Source organism: Pseudomonas sp. LY-1 (assembly GCF_053502595.1).
Window position 1 is genome coordinate 1,318,592 of the sequence record NZ_CP094353.1, and the last position, 15,235, is coordinate 1,333,826.

The 15,235-nt window shown below is 60.9% G+C and carries 11 protein-coding genes and 1 other RNA gene; 8 read left to right on the plus strand and 4 right to left on the minus strand.

Features of this window, described 5'->3' with window-relative positions; genetic code table 11:
* The first annotated feature begins 37 nt into the window (after positions 1–37).
* From MOQ67_RS06060 to MOQ67_RS06085, 6 genes are all read left to right on the plus strand, one after another.
* On the plus strand, positions 38–1,720 hold the full coding sequence (locus tag MOQ67_RS06060; protein WP_046484627.1) for a fatty acid--CoA ligase: 1,683 nt from the start codon (positions 38–40) through the stop codon (positions 1,718–1,720).
* 331 nt (positions 1,721–2,051) lie between these two features.
* Positions 2,052–3,923 carry a DUF1302 domain-containing protein gene (locus tag MOQ67_RS06065; RefSeq protein WP_017845944.1) on the plus strand — a complete coding sequence of 624 codons (1,872 nt, stop codon included), beginning with the start codon at positions 2,052–2,054 and terminating at the stop codon, positions 3,921–3,923.
* A gap of 29 nt (positions 3,924–3,952) precedes the next feature.
* On the plus strand, positions 3,953–5,317 hold the full coding sequence (locus MOQ67_RS06070) for a DUF1329 domain-containing protein (RefSeq protein ID WP_198717717.1): 1,365 nt from the start codon (positions 3,953–3,955) through the stop codon (positions 5,315–5,317).
* 225 nt (positions 5,318–5,542) lie between these two features.
* Positions 5,543–8,272 carry a LuxR C-terminal-related transcriptional regulator gene (locus MOQ67_RS06075; RefSeq protein ID WP_046484625.1) on the plus strand — a complete coding sequence of 910 codons (2,730 nt, stop codon included), beginning with the start codon at positions 5,543–5,545 and terminating at the stop codon, positions 8,270–8,272.
* Between the two features lie 126 nt (positions 8,273–8,398).
* On the plus strand, positions 8,399–9,043 hold the full coding sequence (locus tag MOQ67_RS06080) for an MBL fold metallo-hydrolase (protein ID WP_448675877.1): 645 nt from the start codon (positions 8,399–8,401) through the stop codon (positions 9,041–9,043).
* Between the two features lie 211 nt (positions 9,044–9,254).
* Positions 9,255–10,028 carry an OmpA family lipoprotein gene (locus MOQ67_RS06085; RefSeq protein ID WP_026139898.1) on the plus strand — a complete coding sequence of 258 codons (774 nt, stop codon included), beginning with the start codon at positions 9,255–9,257 and terminating at the stop codon, positions 10,026–10,028.
* 69 nt (positions 10,029–10,097) lie between these two features.
* On the opposite strand, the gene MOQ67_RS06090 is transcribed toward MOQ67_RS06085, so the two are convergent.
* From MOQ67_RS06090 to MOQ67_RS06105, 4 genes are all read right to left on the minus strand, one after another.
* The gene (locus MOQ67_RS06090; protein ID WP_017845939.1) at positions 10,098–10,679 is read right to left on the minus strand and encodes a BON domain-containing protein; all 582 of its coding nucleotides are present in this window, start codon (positions 10,677–10,679) and stop codon (positions 10,098–10,100) included.
* On the minus strand, positions 10,676–11,269 hold the full coding sequence (locus MOQ67_RS06095; RefSeq protein WP_003171862.1) for a phosphoheptose isomerase: 594 nt from the start codon (positions 11,267–11,269) through the stop codon (positions 10,676–10,678). The genes MOQ67_RS06090 and MOQ67_RS06095 overlap by 4 nt, the downstream gene beginning before the upstream one ends.
* A 92-nt stretch (positions 11,270–11,361) precedes the next feature.
* Positions 11,362–11,733 carry a YraN family protein gene (locus tag MOQ67_RS06100; protein ID WP_198718848.1) on the minus strand — a complete coding sequence of 124 codons (372 nt, stop codon included), beginning with the start codon at positions 11,731–11,733 and terminating at the stop codon, positions 11,362–11,364.
* A complete protein-coding gene (locus MOQ67_RS06105; protein ID WP_017845937.1) occupies positions 11,733–13,544 on the minus strand; it encodes a penicillin-binding protein activator in 1,812 nt (603 codons plus the stop codon). The genes MOQ67_RS06100 and MOQ67_RS06105 overlap by 1 nt, the downstream gene beginning before the upstream one ends.
* A 187-nt stretch (positions 13,545–13,731) precedes the next feature.
* Between MOQ67_RS06105 and rsmI the strand changes: the two genes are divergently transcribed.
* Positions 13,732–14,637, plus strand: coding sequence for a 16S rRNA (cytidine(1402)-2'-O)-methyltransferase (gene rsmI / locus MOQ67_RS06110; RefSeq protein WP_162231502.1), 906 nt, complete (start codon positions 13,732–13,734; stop codon positions 14,635–14,637).
* Positions 14,638–14,733: 96 nt separating this feature from the next.
* An RNA gene (gene rnpB / locus MOQ67_RS06115) (RNase P RNA component class A) lies at positions 14,734–15,087 on the plus strand.
* Positions 15,088–15,235 lie beyond the last annotated feature (148 nt).

A 15,235-nucleotide genomic window follows, 5' to 3' on the forward strand; every position in this document is an offset into this window, starting at 1 on the left:
TCAAGCCGAGACCGTGCAGTCATAAAAAGGGATTCGTATGTTGCAGACCCGTGTTATCCCGCCCGCCGAAGGTGCGTACCAATATCCGCTGTTGATCAAACGCCTGCTCATGTCCGGGGCCCGTTATGAGAAGACCCGGGAAATCATCTACCGCGACAAGCTGCGCTACACCTATCCAACCCTGATCGAGCGGGTCGCACGCCTGGCCAATGTGCTCACCGAAGCCGGGGTCAAGGCTGGTGATACCGTTGCCGTGATGGACTGGGACAGCCACCGTTACCTGGAATGCATGTTCGCCATCCCGATGATCGGCGCGGTGATTCATACCATCAACGTGCGCCTGTCGCCGGAACAGATTCTCTACACCATGAACCACGCCGAGGACCGCTTTGTGCTGGTCAACAGTGAGTTCGTGGGGCTTTACCAGGCGATTGCCGGGCAGCTCACCACCGTCGACAAAACCTTGTTGCTGACCGATGCGGCCGAGAAAACCGCTGAGCTGCCGAACCTGGTGGGGGAGTACGAAACCCTGCTGGCCGCCGCCAGCCCGAAATACGATTTCGAGGATTTCGACGAAAATTCCGTCGCCACCACCTTCTATACCACCGGCACCACCGGCAACCCCAAGGGTGTGTACTTCACCCATCGCCAATTGGTGCTGCACACCATCGGCGTGGCGACCATCATGGGCAGTGTCGACAGCGTGCGCTTGCTGGGCACCAACGACGTGTACATGCCGATCACGCCGATGTTCCACGTGCATGCCTGGGGCCTGCCGTATGTGGCCACCATGCTGGGCCTGAAACAGGTCTACCCCGGGCGTTACGATCCGGAATACCTGGTGGAGCTGTGGCGCAAGGAAAAGGTCACCTTTTCCCACTGTGTGCCGACCATCCTGCAAATGGTGCTCAACGCCAAGGCCGCCCAGGACGTGGACTTTGGCGGCTGGAAAATCGTCATCGGCGGCAGCGCCCTCAATCGCACGCTGTATGAAGCGGCCAAGGCGCGTGGGATTCAACTGACCGCCGCGTATGGCATGTCCGAGACCGGGCCGCTGGTGTCCTGCGCCCATCTCAACGATGAGCTGATGGCCGGCACCGAGGACGAGCGCACCACTTACCGCATCAAGGCCGGAGTGCCCGGGCCGTTGGTGGAAGCGGCGATCATCGACAGCGACGGGCATTTCCTGCCCGCCGATGGCGAGTCCCAGGGCGAACTGGTGCTACGTGCGCCGTGGCTGACCGAGGGTTACTACAACGAGCCGCAAAAGGGCGCCGAGCTGTGGGAAGGCGGCTGGATGCACACCGGCGACGTGGCGACCCTCGACGCGTTTGGGGTGATCGATATCCGCGACCGCATCAAGGACGTGATCAAGACCGGCGGCGAGTGGATCTCGTCCCTGGCTCTGGAAGACTTGGTCAGCCGCCACCCGGCGGTACGCGAAGTAGCGGTGGTGGGCATCGCCGATCCGCAGTGGGGCGAGCGCCCGTTTGCGTTGCTGGTGGTGCGTGATGGCCATGTGATAGGCGCCCGTGAACTCAAGGAGCACCTCAAGCCGTTCGTGGAGTTGGGCCACTTGAGCAAGTGGGCGATTCCAAACCAGATCGCCATTGTTACTGAAATTCCCAAGACCAGTGTCGGCAAGCTCGACAAAAAACGTATCCGCGTCGACATCATTGAGTGGCAGGCCAACAACAGTACGTTCCTCTCTACCCTTTGATACCTTTCGCCGTGCCCGTTCGGGCACGGCAATGCTCTATCTCGCGGCTTCACTTGTGATTTGCCGATTTTCAGCCATCCTTGCCGCGTCGGCCTTCGTCGACGTGGCAAAAGGGCTGTGGCAGACGGGTCGGTGATGCAAATCACACTTTAGAGGGATCAAGCGGTACCCCCTGCTGGCTATAGTCCCTCTCAGAGTTTTTCAAGGATGTTGCGCTTCGAGCCATGGGGGCTCGGTTGCCGGGCGGCATTGGAATCGTTGTATTCCGGCCGTTACATGCATCACCGAAAGAACTCACTGCCATAACAATAATGCACATGGAGTAGCGTCGATGACCTCAGTAAATCAGTTCTGGCGCCGGGCAAGATTGCCCCTGGCCGTCAGTCTCGCTTCTACGCTCGCCGGGCCGGCATTCGGCGTCAGTTTCAATATCGGTGAAATCGAAGGGAATTTTGACTCCTCTCTTTCCGTGGGGGCCAGTTGGTCGACAGCCAAGGCCAACCGCGATCTGATCGGCGTCAACAATGGCGGCAAGGGCTTGTCCCAGACCTCCGATGACGGCCATTTGAACTTCAAGCGCGGTGAGACGTTCTCGAAAATCTTCAAGGGCATCCATGACCTGGAACTGAAATACGGCGACACCGGTGTGTTTGTACGCGGCAAATATTGGTATGACTTTGAACTCAAGGACGAAAATCGTGAGTTCAAGGACATCAGTGACAAAGGCCGTCCTATGGGCGCCCGGTCTTCCGGCGGGGAAATTCTCGACGCCTTCATTTATCACAACTACTCGATTGCCGATGAGCCCGGTTCCGCGCGTTTCGGTAAGCAGGTTGTAAGTTGGGGCGAAAGTACCTTCATCGGCGGCGGCATCAACTCCATCAACCCGATTGACGTAGCGGCGTTCCGTCGCCCGGGTGCCGAGATCAAGGAAGGCCTGATTCCGGTCAACATGTTCTATGTGTCGCAGACACTGACCGAAAACCTGTCGGCGGAAGGCTTCTATCAGTTGGATTGGGAGAAGACCGTCACCGATAACTGCGGGACATTTTTCTCCCAGGCGGACGTCATTACAGGCGGCTGCAATGACAACCTGCGGTTGCTCAGCAAGCGCTCTGTGATAACCGCAGGCGGTGGTTTGCCGCTGATGAATCAGTTTGGCGTCAACATCAACGAAGAAGGTGTGCTGGTCAAGCGCGGCTCTGATCGCGACGCGCGTGATGGCGGGCAGTTCGGTGTAGCCATGCACTACAACTTCGAGCCGCTGGACACTGAGTTCGGCGCTTATTTCATGAACTACCACAGCCGTGCGCCGATTTTCAGCGCCAAGGGCGCATCGGCTGCGACTTACGCCGCGGCTAACGCATTGACGTTCACGCCAGCCAGTAGTCTGCGTCCACTCATCGTGGCCGGTAACTCCAGCTACTTCGTCGAATATCCAGAAGACATTCGCTTGTACGGTTTGAGCTTCTCGACGACCTTGCCTACCGGCACAGCGTGGAGCGGCGAGATCAGCTACCGGCCGAACGCGCCGGTTCAGCTCAACACCACCGACATCTTGTACGCGGGCGTTACGCCGTTGATAGGCTTGAACGGTGCTTCCCCGCTCAAGGGCGCCGCCGGTCAGGATCTGAATGGCTACCGCCGCAAGGAAATCACCCAGCTCCAGACCACCTTTACGCACTTCTTTGATCAGGTCATGGGCGCCAGCCGGCTGACACTGGTGGGCGAAGTGGGGCTGACCCACGTCGGCGGCCTGGAAAGCAGCTCGAAAGCGCGCTACGGGCGTGATCCGGTATTTGGTCCTGGGGAAGGCCCACTGTGCGCGACGCTCAACGCGGGAACCATTGCCGGTGCGGGCGCAGGTACAGACCGCAGTAACTTGACGGCCAACTGCAACAATGACGGCTTTACCACCGCCAACTCCTGGGGCTATCGCGGCCGGGCAATCTGGGAATACCCGGATGTGTTCGCGGGTGTGAACCTCAAGCCCAACGTGGCCTGGTCCCATGACGTCAGCGGTTATTCGCCAGGCCCTGGCGGCAACTTCGAAGAAGGTCGCAAGGCTGTCAGTCTCGGCCTGGATGCTGAATACCAGAATACCTACACCGCGAGCTTGGCCTACACCAACTTCTTCGGCGGTAAGTATTCCACTGTGGACGACCGTGATTTCATCGCCCTCAGCGTCGGCGCCAACTTCTAAGCACACTGCATTTCAGGAAGAACCAGAACATGAAAATAACTAAAAGTCTGTTGCACGTCGGTGTGCTTGGGCTGTCGATCCTGGCGAGTAACGTCATGGCGGCGGTGTCGGCGGATGAGGCCGCCAAGCTGGGCACGACCCTGACTCCGATGGGCGCCGAAATGGCCGGTAACGCCGCAGGCACCATTCCTAAATGGTCGCCGTTGCCGACGAATGCCGGCGCCGTCGACGCCCGTGGTTTCCTGGCCAACCCTTATGCCAGCGAACAACCGCAATTCACCATCACCGCGCAAAACGTCGAGCAATACAAAGACAAGCTGGCGCCGGGGCAGTACGCGATGTTCAAGCGCTACCCGGAAACCTTCAAGATGCCGGTCTACCCGACCCATCGCGGCGCCACCGTACCGGCCGAGGTGTTCGCCTCGATCAAGAAGAACGCCACCAACACCAACCTGGTGTCCGGCGGTAACGGTCTGGAAAACTTCGAAACCGCCGTGCCGTTCCCGATTCCGAAAAGTGGCGTTGAAGTCATCTGGAACCACATCACCCGCTATCGCGGCGGCAGCGTGACCCGCCTGGTGACCCAGGCCACGCCGCAGACCAACGGTTCGTTCAGCCTGGTGTATTTCAAAGACCAGTTCGTGTTCCGCGACAAAATGAAGGACTTCGACCCGAAAAACCCCGGTAACGTGCTGTTCTACTTCAAGCAGCAAGTGACCGCGCCGGCACGTCTGGCCGGTGGTGTGCTGCTGGTCCACGAAACCCTCGACCAGGTGAAGGAACCGCGCTCGGCGTGGGTCTACAACGCCGGCCAGCGCCGTGTACGCCGGGCGCCGCAAGTGTCTTATGACGGGCCGGGTACCGCCGCCGACGGCCTGCGTACCTCCGACAACCTCGACATGTACAACGGTGCGCCGGACCGCTACGACTGGAAACTGGAAGGCAAGAAAGAAATCTACATCGCCTCCAACAGCTACAAGATCGACGATCCGAAACTCAAGTATGTCGACATCATCAAGGCCGGCCACATCAACCAGGACCTCGCACGCTACGAGCTGCGCCGCGTGTGGCATGTGGTCGCGACCCTGAAGGAAGGTCAGCGCCACATCTACGCCAAGCGTGACTTCTTCATCGACGAAGACACCTGGCAAGCGGCCGTGATCGACCACTACGACGGTCGCGGCCAACTGTGGCGCGTCGCCGAAGCCCATGCCGAGAACTACTACGACAAACAAGTGCCGTGGTACGCCCTGGAAACCCTCTACGACCTGCAGTCCGGCCGCTACCTGGCCCTGGGCATGAAGAACGAAGAGAAACAGGCGTATGACTTCGGCTTCACCGCCACCACCAGCGACTTCACCCCGGCGGCCCTGCGCCAGGACGGTGTTCGCTAAGCTGCACGCATAGCCAGATGTGGGAGGGGGCTTGCCCCCGATAGCGGTCTGACAGCCAAGAATTCTATTGGCTGCCCCAGCGCAATCGGGAGCAAGCCCCCTCTCACATTTCTTGTCGCAGTTCTTTTTCAGGCAAATGTTGCAAAGATCTACAAAACCGCCGCTTTTACCGCTAGTCTGCGGACATCTGCAATGCCGACAACAGCCTTCTACAAGAGCCCGGCGATGACTGATCTGTCCCGAATCCAGGGGCCTGCCAGCGCGGTGATTCCGACCCTGGAAGGTCGCTTCTACAGACCTCCGCTGCCTGACGGCTACGTGCTGCGACCGCGCCTGTGCGAACGGCTGAGCGCTGGCCTGGAAGGGCGATTGCTGCTGGTCTGCGCGCCGGCGGGGTTCGGCAAGAGTTCGCTGGCGGTTGAGTTCTGCCAGAGTCTGCCCGCCCATTGGCAAAGCCTTTGGCTGGGCCTGAGCCCACGGGATAACGACCCCGGGCGTTTCCTCGAGCGCCTGCTTGACGGCTTGCAGCAATACTTCCCGCAACTGGGTGCGCAATCCCTGGGCCTGCTGAAAATGCGTCAGCGTCATCAACCGTTTGCCTTCGAAGAATGGCTCGATGGCTTGCTCGATGAGCTGGCGCTGCAGTTGTCCACGCGTGCGCCTTTGTTGCTGGTGCTGGATGACTACCATTTGGCCCAGGGCCCGGTGCTTGATCGCTGCCTGCAATTTTTCCTCAATCATTTGCCCGATGGCCTGCTGGTGCTGGTTACCAGTCGCCAGCGCCCGGACTGGCACCTGGCGCGCTTGCGCCTGTCTCGGCACCTGCTGGAGCTGCATGAGCAAGACCTGCGCCTGACCCACGCCGAATCCCTGGCGGTGTTGGATCGCCACAGCAGTTCGCTGCGCGGCGAGGCGCTGGATAATTTGATCCGGCGCAGTGAAGGCTGGGTCGCTGGTTTGCGTTTCTGGCTGTTGGCGGCCTCCGAAGCGGGGAATGAGGGCGCCTTGCCGCAGAGCCTGCACGGCGGCGAAGGCTTGATACGCGACTATTTGCTGGAAGAAGTGATTGATTGCCTGCCGGCGGAAGTCCAGGCGTTCCTCTATGAAACCGCTTCGCAGGAACGCTTTTGCAGTGAACTGTGCGACGCCATACGCGATGCCCACGACAGCGCGGAAATCCTGCGTTACTTGCAGGCTCACCAGGTATTTCTGGTGCCGCTGGACGAGCAGGGGCACTGGTTCCGTTATCACCATTTGTTTTCCGACCTGCTGCGCACCCGGCGCGCGAGCAGCGCCGTGCTGCCGCCCGCCAGCCTGCACCTGCGCGCCTGTCGCTGGTTCAACGCCCAGGGGCTGATCGATGAAGCGGTCGAGCAGGCGTTGCGCGCCGGTCATCTGGATGTGGCGGCGAACCTGGTGCAGAACCTCTCCGAGGAGCAACTGCTGGCCGAGCAGAACGTCGGCATGCTCCTACGCTGGAAAATGGACTTGCCCGACAGCCTGCTGATCAGCACGCCCCGGTTGATCGTGCTGTACAGCTGGGCCTTGGGCCTGGCCTGTCAGTTGGATGCGGCGGAAGAACTGTCGGGCTACCTCAGTCGCTTCTTGCCGGCACCATCGGCCACTGCGCAGAAGTCGATGCTGGCGCAATGGCTGGCGCTGAGCGGGATCATCGCCCGGGGCCGAGGCGACCGCGAGCTGACCCAGCGCTATTGCAGCGAAGCCTTGGAAAGCCTGCCGCAGCGCCGTTATGGTCAGCGCCTGATGTGCCTGTCGACCCTCTCCAACCTGGCGATCGTCGATGCCGACCTGTGGCGCGCGCGTGGCTTGAACCGCGAATCCCTCGAATTGGCGCAGCGTGTCGGCAACCCCCTGTTCGAGGCCCTGGCCCATTACGACCGCGCGCGGGTCTTGCAGGCGCGGGGTGAAATCCTGCGCTCGCTGGATGAAGTGCGTCAGGGCCTGCAACGCTTGCACGACCTTTCGCCCCAACGGTTGTACGCCGTGCGCGCCCGATTAGCGCTTTACGAAGGCTACCTGCTGCTCGCGCGTTGTCAGCCTGAAGCCGGCCTGGTCCGCCTGCGCGCCGGTCTGGCCGAAGCCCGCGCCTGCCGGGATATCAGCGTGCTGATCGGGCATTGCGTGATTGCCAACTTCGAAGGGCGCCGCGGCGACTTCGCCAAAGCCTTCGCCGAACTGGCCGAGGCCGAACGCCTGATGCACATCTGGGACGTGCCGCCGATTTACTACCTGGCAATGATCACCCTGATCAAATGCGAGCTCTGGTTGGCCCAGGGGCGTACCGACCTGGCCGACGCCTGGCTGACCCGCCTGGGGCAAACCTACAACGGCGCACACGCGGCGGCGGCCCCGGAGTTTCACCCGCACCTGCCGCAGCATATCGAGCTGCAGCAAGCCGCGTTGGACGCGATCCGCCATCAACCGGCGGCGGCCCTGCAGCGCCTCGAAGACCTGGCGCAACACGCTCATGGCAGCGGGCGCCAGATGATTGCCCTAATGGCGCTGACCCAGCAGGCGCAGTTGCTGCTGGAGAGCGGCCAGGAGGCCAAGGCGCGCGAGGTGTTGGTTCGCGCCCTGGAAGCCGGAGCCGGCGGCGCGCTGCAACCCTTCCAGCGCCTGCTTGAAGGGTATCCCGACTGGATGCGCGATCAACTCGGCCAAGACCCCCATGGTTTATTGAACCAGAGCCTGTTGGCGCTGCTGCCGGCCGTTGCTGTCAGCGAGCCGGCGCCCAATCATGAAACCCTGAGCGCTCGCGAGCTGGCGGTGCTGCAACTGATCGCCCAGGGCTGTTCGAACCAGGAGATCAGTAACCGCCTCTTCATCTCCCTGCACACGGTCAAGACCCACGCCAGCCATATCAACAGCAAGCTCGGCGTGGAGCGGCGCACCCAGGCGGTCGCGCGGGCGCAGGAGCTGCGGTTGATTGGTTAAAGCCGGAGTCCGCTGGCGAGCTTGCTTGCGTTGAGGTGCGACGCCGCTCCAGTCTGGTTTAATAGTGCAATCATTCTGGCGACAGTCGCCCGGAAACCCTATGCCGTTTGCACGAGAGGACCGTTCATGGACACCGCAAAGCCGACCCTTATCCGCGAAACCTTCCCCGTCGGCCCGTTGCAGTGCAACTGCACCATCATCGGTGACCCCATCAGTAAAAAAGCCATCGTGGTCGACCCCGGCGGCAATCACGAGCTGATCCTGGCGCGGCTCGAGACGCTGGGCCTCAAGGTGGTGAGCATCATTCACACCCATGCTCACCTGGATCACTTCCTGGCGTCCGGCCAGTTGAAGGAGAAGACCGGCGCGACCCTGCATTTGCACAAGGCCGACCAGTTCCTCTGGGATAACCTGGAGATGCAGTGCCAGACGTTTGGGGTGCCCTATACGCCGGTGCCGTCGCCGGACCGTTGGCTGGCCGACGATGAAGAGCTGGCTTGCGGTTGCGGTGTCGCATTGCATACGCCGGGGCACACGCCGGGGTCGATGAGTTTCTGGTTTGCCGATGCCAAGCTGCTGATCGCCGGGGATACGTTGTTTCGCCGGGGCGTAGGCCGCACGGATTTGTGGGGCGGGGACCAAGCGGCGATTGTGCGCTCGATCAAGCAGCGCCTGTATACGCTGGATGAGGCGGCGACGGTGGTGACCGGTCACGGGCCGGAGACGCGACTCGGTGACGAGATGCGCGAAAACCCCTTTGTGCGCGCATGATTGCAACGTAGGCGGTCAAGCCCTGTAGCAAAAAACTCAGCGTGTGTTCAGCGTGCGTCTGCTACGGTTTGTGTCGCGACGATAGTCCTGCGTTTTTTGTTACAGGTTAAGATACGTCCACGGAATTTTTACCGTTTGTCGCGTTCAAAACCCGGCAAAGATCCATTGTCCATATCCTCTGCACCCAGAGTGCAAAAGTAGGAGCTTCTCCATGTTCACTCCGCGTCGTCTGCTCGTTGTCGCTACTGCCGTAGCCATGTTATCTGGCTGTGCTTCACCCAATCCGTATGACGGTAGCAGCCAGGGACAGGCGAGTAATGAATCCGGTGGCATGAGCAAGACCGTCAAGTACGGCGGCCTCGGCGCTCTGGCCGGTGCGTTGGCCGGTGCAGCCATCGACCATAACAACCGTGGCAAGGGCGCACTGATCGGTGCCGTCGTCGCGGGTGCAGGTGCTGCGGGTTATGGCTACTACGCCGACCAGCAGGAAAAGAAACTGCGCGAAAGCATGGCCAATACCGGGGTTGAAGTTCAGCGCCAGGGCGATCAGATCAAACTGATCATGCCGGGCAACATCACCTTCGCCACCAACTCGGACGCGATCGCCAGCAGCTTCTATACGCCGCTGAACAACCTGGCCAACTCGCTCAAGCAGTTCAGCCAGAACACCATCCAGATCGTGGGTTACACCGATAGCACCGGCAGCCGTCAGTTGAACATGGACCTGTCCCAGCGTCGTGCGCAGAGCGTGGCCAACTATCTGACCTCCCAAGGCGTCAGCGCTGCCAACCTGAGCGCTCGTGGTGCCGGTCCGGATAATCCGATCGCCAGCAATGCCGACGTCAACGGTCGCGCGCAGAACCGTCGTGTAGAAGTGAACCTGGGCCCAATCCCAGGCCAGCAGTATGGCCAGCCGGGCGCCCAGCAACAGGCGCCGCAGCAGAACAACCAGTTCCAGGGCAACCCGTACTCGCAATACCAGTAATCTGCAGCCAATAAAAAGGGCGCCGTGCAATCAATGCACGGCGCCCTTTTTTTGTGGCCGTCGGTTACATCAATCGATGTACTCGAACACCTTCACGATCTTCTGTACGCCGGACACGCCCTGTACCAAGTTCGCCGCACGGGTCGCTTCCGCCTGGGTCAGCAGGCCCATCAGGTAAACGATGCCGTTGTCGGTGACGACTTTGATGCGTGAACCGGGAATGGCGTTGTCGGTCAGCATCTGCGCCTTGATCTTGGTGGTCAGCAGCGCATCGTTGCTGATGGCCAGCAGGGTGATCGGGTCCATTACCTGCAATTCGTTGTGGACCTTCTTGACCCGCTGCACGGCCGAGGCGGCTTGTTCGGCCTGGGCCTTGAGTTCGGCACGTGGCGTTTGGCCGGCGAGCAGCACCACGCCGTTGAAGCTGGTCACGACGATGCGCGACGCGCCATTGCCCAGGTCCGTAGCGGCCTTGGCGACGTTGACCTCGACCTTGGTTTCGATCAACGAGTCGTCAATCTTGCTGCCGAAGGTGCGGGTGCCCTTGTCGTCCTGGATGGGGGTGTCACGTGTCGCGGTGATTGCCGTGCTGCAGCCGCTGATGCCGAGGCACAGCGCAATCGCCAATAGGCTGAGGCGTTTAACGGTCATTCTTCACTCCCGAACAGTTGGCTGTCGATCAGATCGCACAGGCAGTGGATCGTCAGCAGGTGGACTTCCTGAATACGTGCGGTGACATTGGCCGGGACGCGAATCTCCACGTCCTCGGGCAGCAACAGCGAGGCCATGCCGCCGCCGTCGCGACCAGTCAATGCTACGACAATCATTTCGCGATCATGTGCGGCCTGGATCGCCTGAATAATATTCGCCGAGTTGCCGCTGGTGGAAATCGCCAGCAGCACGTCACCCGGTTGCCCCAGGGCGCGGATCTGTTTGGAGAAGATTTCGTTGTAGCTGTAGTCGTTGGCGATCGAGGTGATCGTCGACGAATCGGTGGTCAAGGCAATGGCCGGCAAGCTCGGACGCTCGCGCTCGAAGCGGTTGAGCAACTCGGACGAGAAATGCTGGGCATCGCCGGCCGAGCCGCCGTTGCCGCACGAAAGCATTTTGCCCTCGTTGAGCAAGGCATTGACCATGACCTGACTGGCTTGCTCGATGTGCGGTGCAAGTACGTCCATCGCCTGTTGCTTGGTGTCGATGCTGGCCTGGAAAAGCTGGCGAATTCGGGATTGCATGTCCATCTGTGTGACCTTAAGTAGCGCGGCTATTTGGCACAGGAATGTGCAGCCCGCAAAGCAAAGAGCAAAAGTATGTGGTGAAGATGTCCGGCGAATCAGCTGTCGAAGGCATCTTTGAGCCAGTTCAAATCAGCTTTGCCAGACGGTGTGCTTTCAATGCCAACCACATCGAAACGGCAGGGGGAGTCAGCCCAGCGATGCTCCTTGAGCAGGAAAAACTGCGCGGCGAGTATCAGCTTCTGACGCTTGCGCCCGTCGATACTGGCGAGCGCGCCACCCCATTGTGCGTGTTTTCTGTAGCGGACTTCGACGAATACTACTGTATCGCCGTCAAGCATGACCAGATCAAGCTCGCCGCGTTTACACAACCAGTTCTGCGCCAGAAGGCGCAGACCCTGTTGTCGAAGATACTCAAGCGCTTGAAGTTCGGCATCCTTGCCGCTTTGTGCGCTGGACCGCTCGGGCATCAGCGTGGGGTATCGGGCAGACGCTGGACCTCGCCGCCGACGAACTTCGCCCACGGCATCTGGCGGTCAACGCGCTGGTGGGCGCTGATGCCCAGGTTGCCCGAGAGGCCGTCAATGCGCGTATCCGGCAATGCCTTGAGTTGGCCCACGCGTGGCGCCAGGCGGTAGGCATCGACGCCCATCGCGTACAGGCGGCCAAGGCTGCCATTGGCTTGCGGCCATTGTGCAGCGACCTGGTTGCGCAGCGGGTCGGTAGTGTTGAGCAGCCAAGGGGTTTCGCAGAACATCACGTTGGTCATGTCCAGGTACTGGTTCTTGTCGCCGCTGGCGCTGAACACGTGAGACGTCGCATACACCGGCACGTCGCCGGCGTACTGGAAGTTCAGGGTCGGCTTGATCTGCTGGGCCAGTTGCGGGGTGACGGCCAGGAAGATGAACTCGATGTCCTGGCGACGCGAAGGTTGTGCGGCGACGTCGGTGCCGACGGCGCTTTGCAGGCTCTTGGCACGGCCTTCACTTTTACGCAGTTGGAACAGATCGGCAATCTGCTGGGCGAGGGCGACCGGCTGGTCGACGTACTCGACGCCGACAACGGTGCCGCCGTTGGCTTCCCAGTCCTGGCGGAAGGCCTTGTAGACACGCTCACCCCATTCGCCACGGGGCACCATCGCAGCGGCGCGGTGCAGGCCGTCGGCACGGGCGCGGCGCGAGACTTCGCGAGCTTCGTCTTCAGCCGCCAGGCCGAACTGGAACAGCTGCGCCGGGTTTTGATCGGTCTCGCTGTAGTTCAACGCCAGGGTGGTAATCGGCAATTGCGGGCGCGCGCTGAGCTGTTTGACCAGCGGCTTTTCCAGCGGCCCGACGACCAATTGCACGCCGGCAGCCTTGGCCTTGGCGTAGAAGTCGTCGAGGGAGGTCAGGCGCGAGCTGTCATAGAACTCGATGACCGGCGGCTTCTGCCCGGCTTGTTCAGCCTGGTAATGCGCGGCCATGAAGCCTTCGCGCAGGGCCTTGGCCACGTTGGCCAGTGGACCCTCCTGCGGCAGCAGCAGGGCGATCTTGTTCAGCGGCTGGCTCGCCAGTTCCTTGAGTTTGGTCAACGGCGTCGGCAGTTGCACGGCGGCCGGATGGCCCGGGTTCTGCGCACGCCAGGTGTCAATGGCGGCTTGCTGTTGCTCCAGCGTGCCGGCGCCCTTGACCGCCTGGGCCAGGGTGATCCAGCCGTCGAGCGTCGGGTTGCCGCTGGCTTGCAGCTGTTCGGCCGGCAGCGCGGCAATCAGCGCCCAGATGGCTTCATGGTTGCTCTTGGCGGCGTCGCCGGTCAGCAGTGGCGCCATGGTCACGCGCTCGCGAGCGGCGGCCAGGGTCTGGCCGTCGGCTTCATAGGCGCGTGCATGTACGGTGCCGGTGCGGACCTGCTGTTCGGCCGGCAGCTCCTTCAGGTTCTGCAGGCTGGGGTGGTTCAACGCCGCCAGCGCGGCCTTGGGCTGGTTGCGCGTCATGGCCAGTTCGGCGGCCAGGGTGTTGGCGAACACCTGCGCGGCGGGCTTGAGAGCATCCATCGGCACCTGCGCAAGAATCTGCGACGAGCGGCCAGCGTTGTTCTGGTGGTAGGCCATGTCGGCCGCGCTCAGGCGCAGTAACGCAGCTTTTTCGGGCGTGTTGGCGGTAGTCGCCTGTTCGAGCAGTTGCTCGATACTGGCATCCGGGGTCCGTGGCAGGTCGCCAAGGCGGGACGAGGGCGAGCTGGCACAGGCGCCCAGCAAGGCAGCGAGGCAGAGGGCGGAGAGCAGCCGCAGGCAAGGGATCATGTAAGTGTTCCTGATACCGATCAAATTAGCGTGGAATTGTACCCAAGCACTGGCCCAGGCGCGATGTTACTGGCGTGAAACCGTCAATTTAGGTGGTGTAAATGTTGCGTTTGGGTGGCTAGGGCCGACCGACGGCTGAAACGGCATCCATCTCGATGGCATATTTCCGCGGCGTCGACGCGCTACAATGTGGCTTTTGCCAACCATCGAGGTGTGCGTTTTGACTGCTCCAGGTCCTTTGAATTCCACTGCAGGCTCGCTTTTTGTCGTGGCGACGCCCATTGGCAACCTGGACGACATCAGCGCCCGGGCGCTTAAAGTGTTGCGCGACGTTAAATTGATCGCTGCGGAAGACACTCGGCACTCCCAGCGCTTGATGCAGCATTTCGGCATCAGTACGCCATTGGCGGCCTGCCACGAACATAACGAGCGCGAAGAAGGCAGCCGTTTTATCACGCGCCTGTTGGCCGGTGATGATGTGGCGCTGATTTCCGATGCCGGTACCCCGCTGATTTCCGATCCCGGTTACCACCTGGTCCGTCAGGCGCGTGCCGCGGGTATCAATGTAGTGCCGGTTCCGGGCGCATGCGCGTTGATTGCGGCGTTATCCGCCGCGGGGTTGCCATCGGATCGTTTCATCTTCGAGGGTTTCCTGCCGGCCAAGGCGGTGGGGCGTCGCGCACGTCTTCAGGCGCTTAAGGAAGAACCGCGCACGCTGATCTTCTATGAAGCCCCGCATCGTATTCTCGAATGCCTGCAGGACATGGAGCTGGTGTTCGGTGGCGAGCGCCTGGCGCTGCTGGCCCGCGAGTTGACCAAGACCTTCGAGACGCTCAAGGGGCTGCCGCTGGAAGAACTGCGCGCGTTTGTCGAAGGTGACAGCAATCAGCAGCGTGGCGAGTGCGTGGTGCTGGTGGCGGGTTGGACGGCGCCGGAAAATGAAGACGCCGTCGGTGGCGAAGCCATGCGCGTCTTGGATCTGCTGCTCAAGGAGATGCCCCTTAAGCGAGCGGCGGCGCTGGCGGCGGAAATCACCGGGGTGCGCAAAAATGTGTTGTATCAGGCCGCGCTGGATAAACAGAAAGCCGAATAGTTCCGGGGTTGAACCGGTATTCCGTCTGAACGTGATGGCATTGCTGTACTTTTAATACTTGTCCTAACTCCGTCGTGCCGTTAACCTGCGCGGCGGAGAGTCGATTGGACAGTCGCTGCCCTCTATGAAAATTAGGGGGGGGAGGAAAGTCCGGGCTCCATAGGGCGAAGTGCCAGGTAATGCCTGGGAGGCGTGAGCCTACGGAAAGTGCCACAGAAAATAACCGCCTAAGCACTTCGGTGCCGGTAAGGGTGAAAAGGTGCGGTAAGAGCGCACCGCACGTCTGGCAACAGTTCGTGGCTAGGTAAACCCCACTTGGAGCAAGACCAAATAGGGTCCCAAGGCGTGGCCCGCGCTGGGACCGGGTAGGTTGCTAAAGATGTCCAGTGATGGCCATCGTAGACGAATGACTGTTCAAGACAGAACCCGGCTTATAGATCGACTCTCCACCTTTTTTCCTTCTGTCCGAATCTCGTGCAGAAACCCGGTAGTAACGCAAGAATCCCTCCCTGCCAAATCATTGGCAGATGCATCTTGGTAATACCAAAAAAATCTTACTCTTAATAAATTACTTTAACTTTGAAGCATAGCTCTTTGA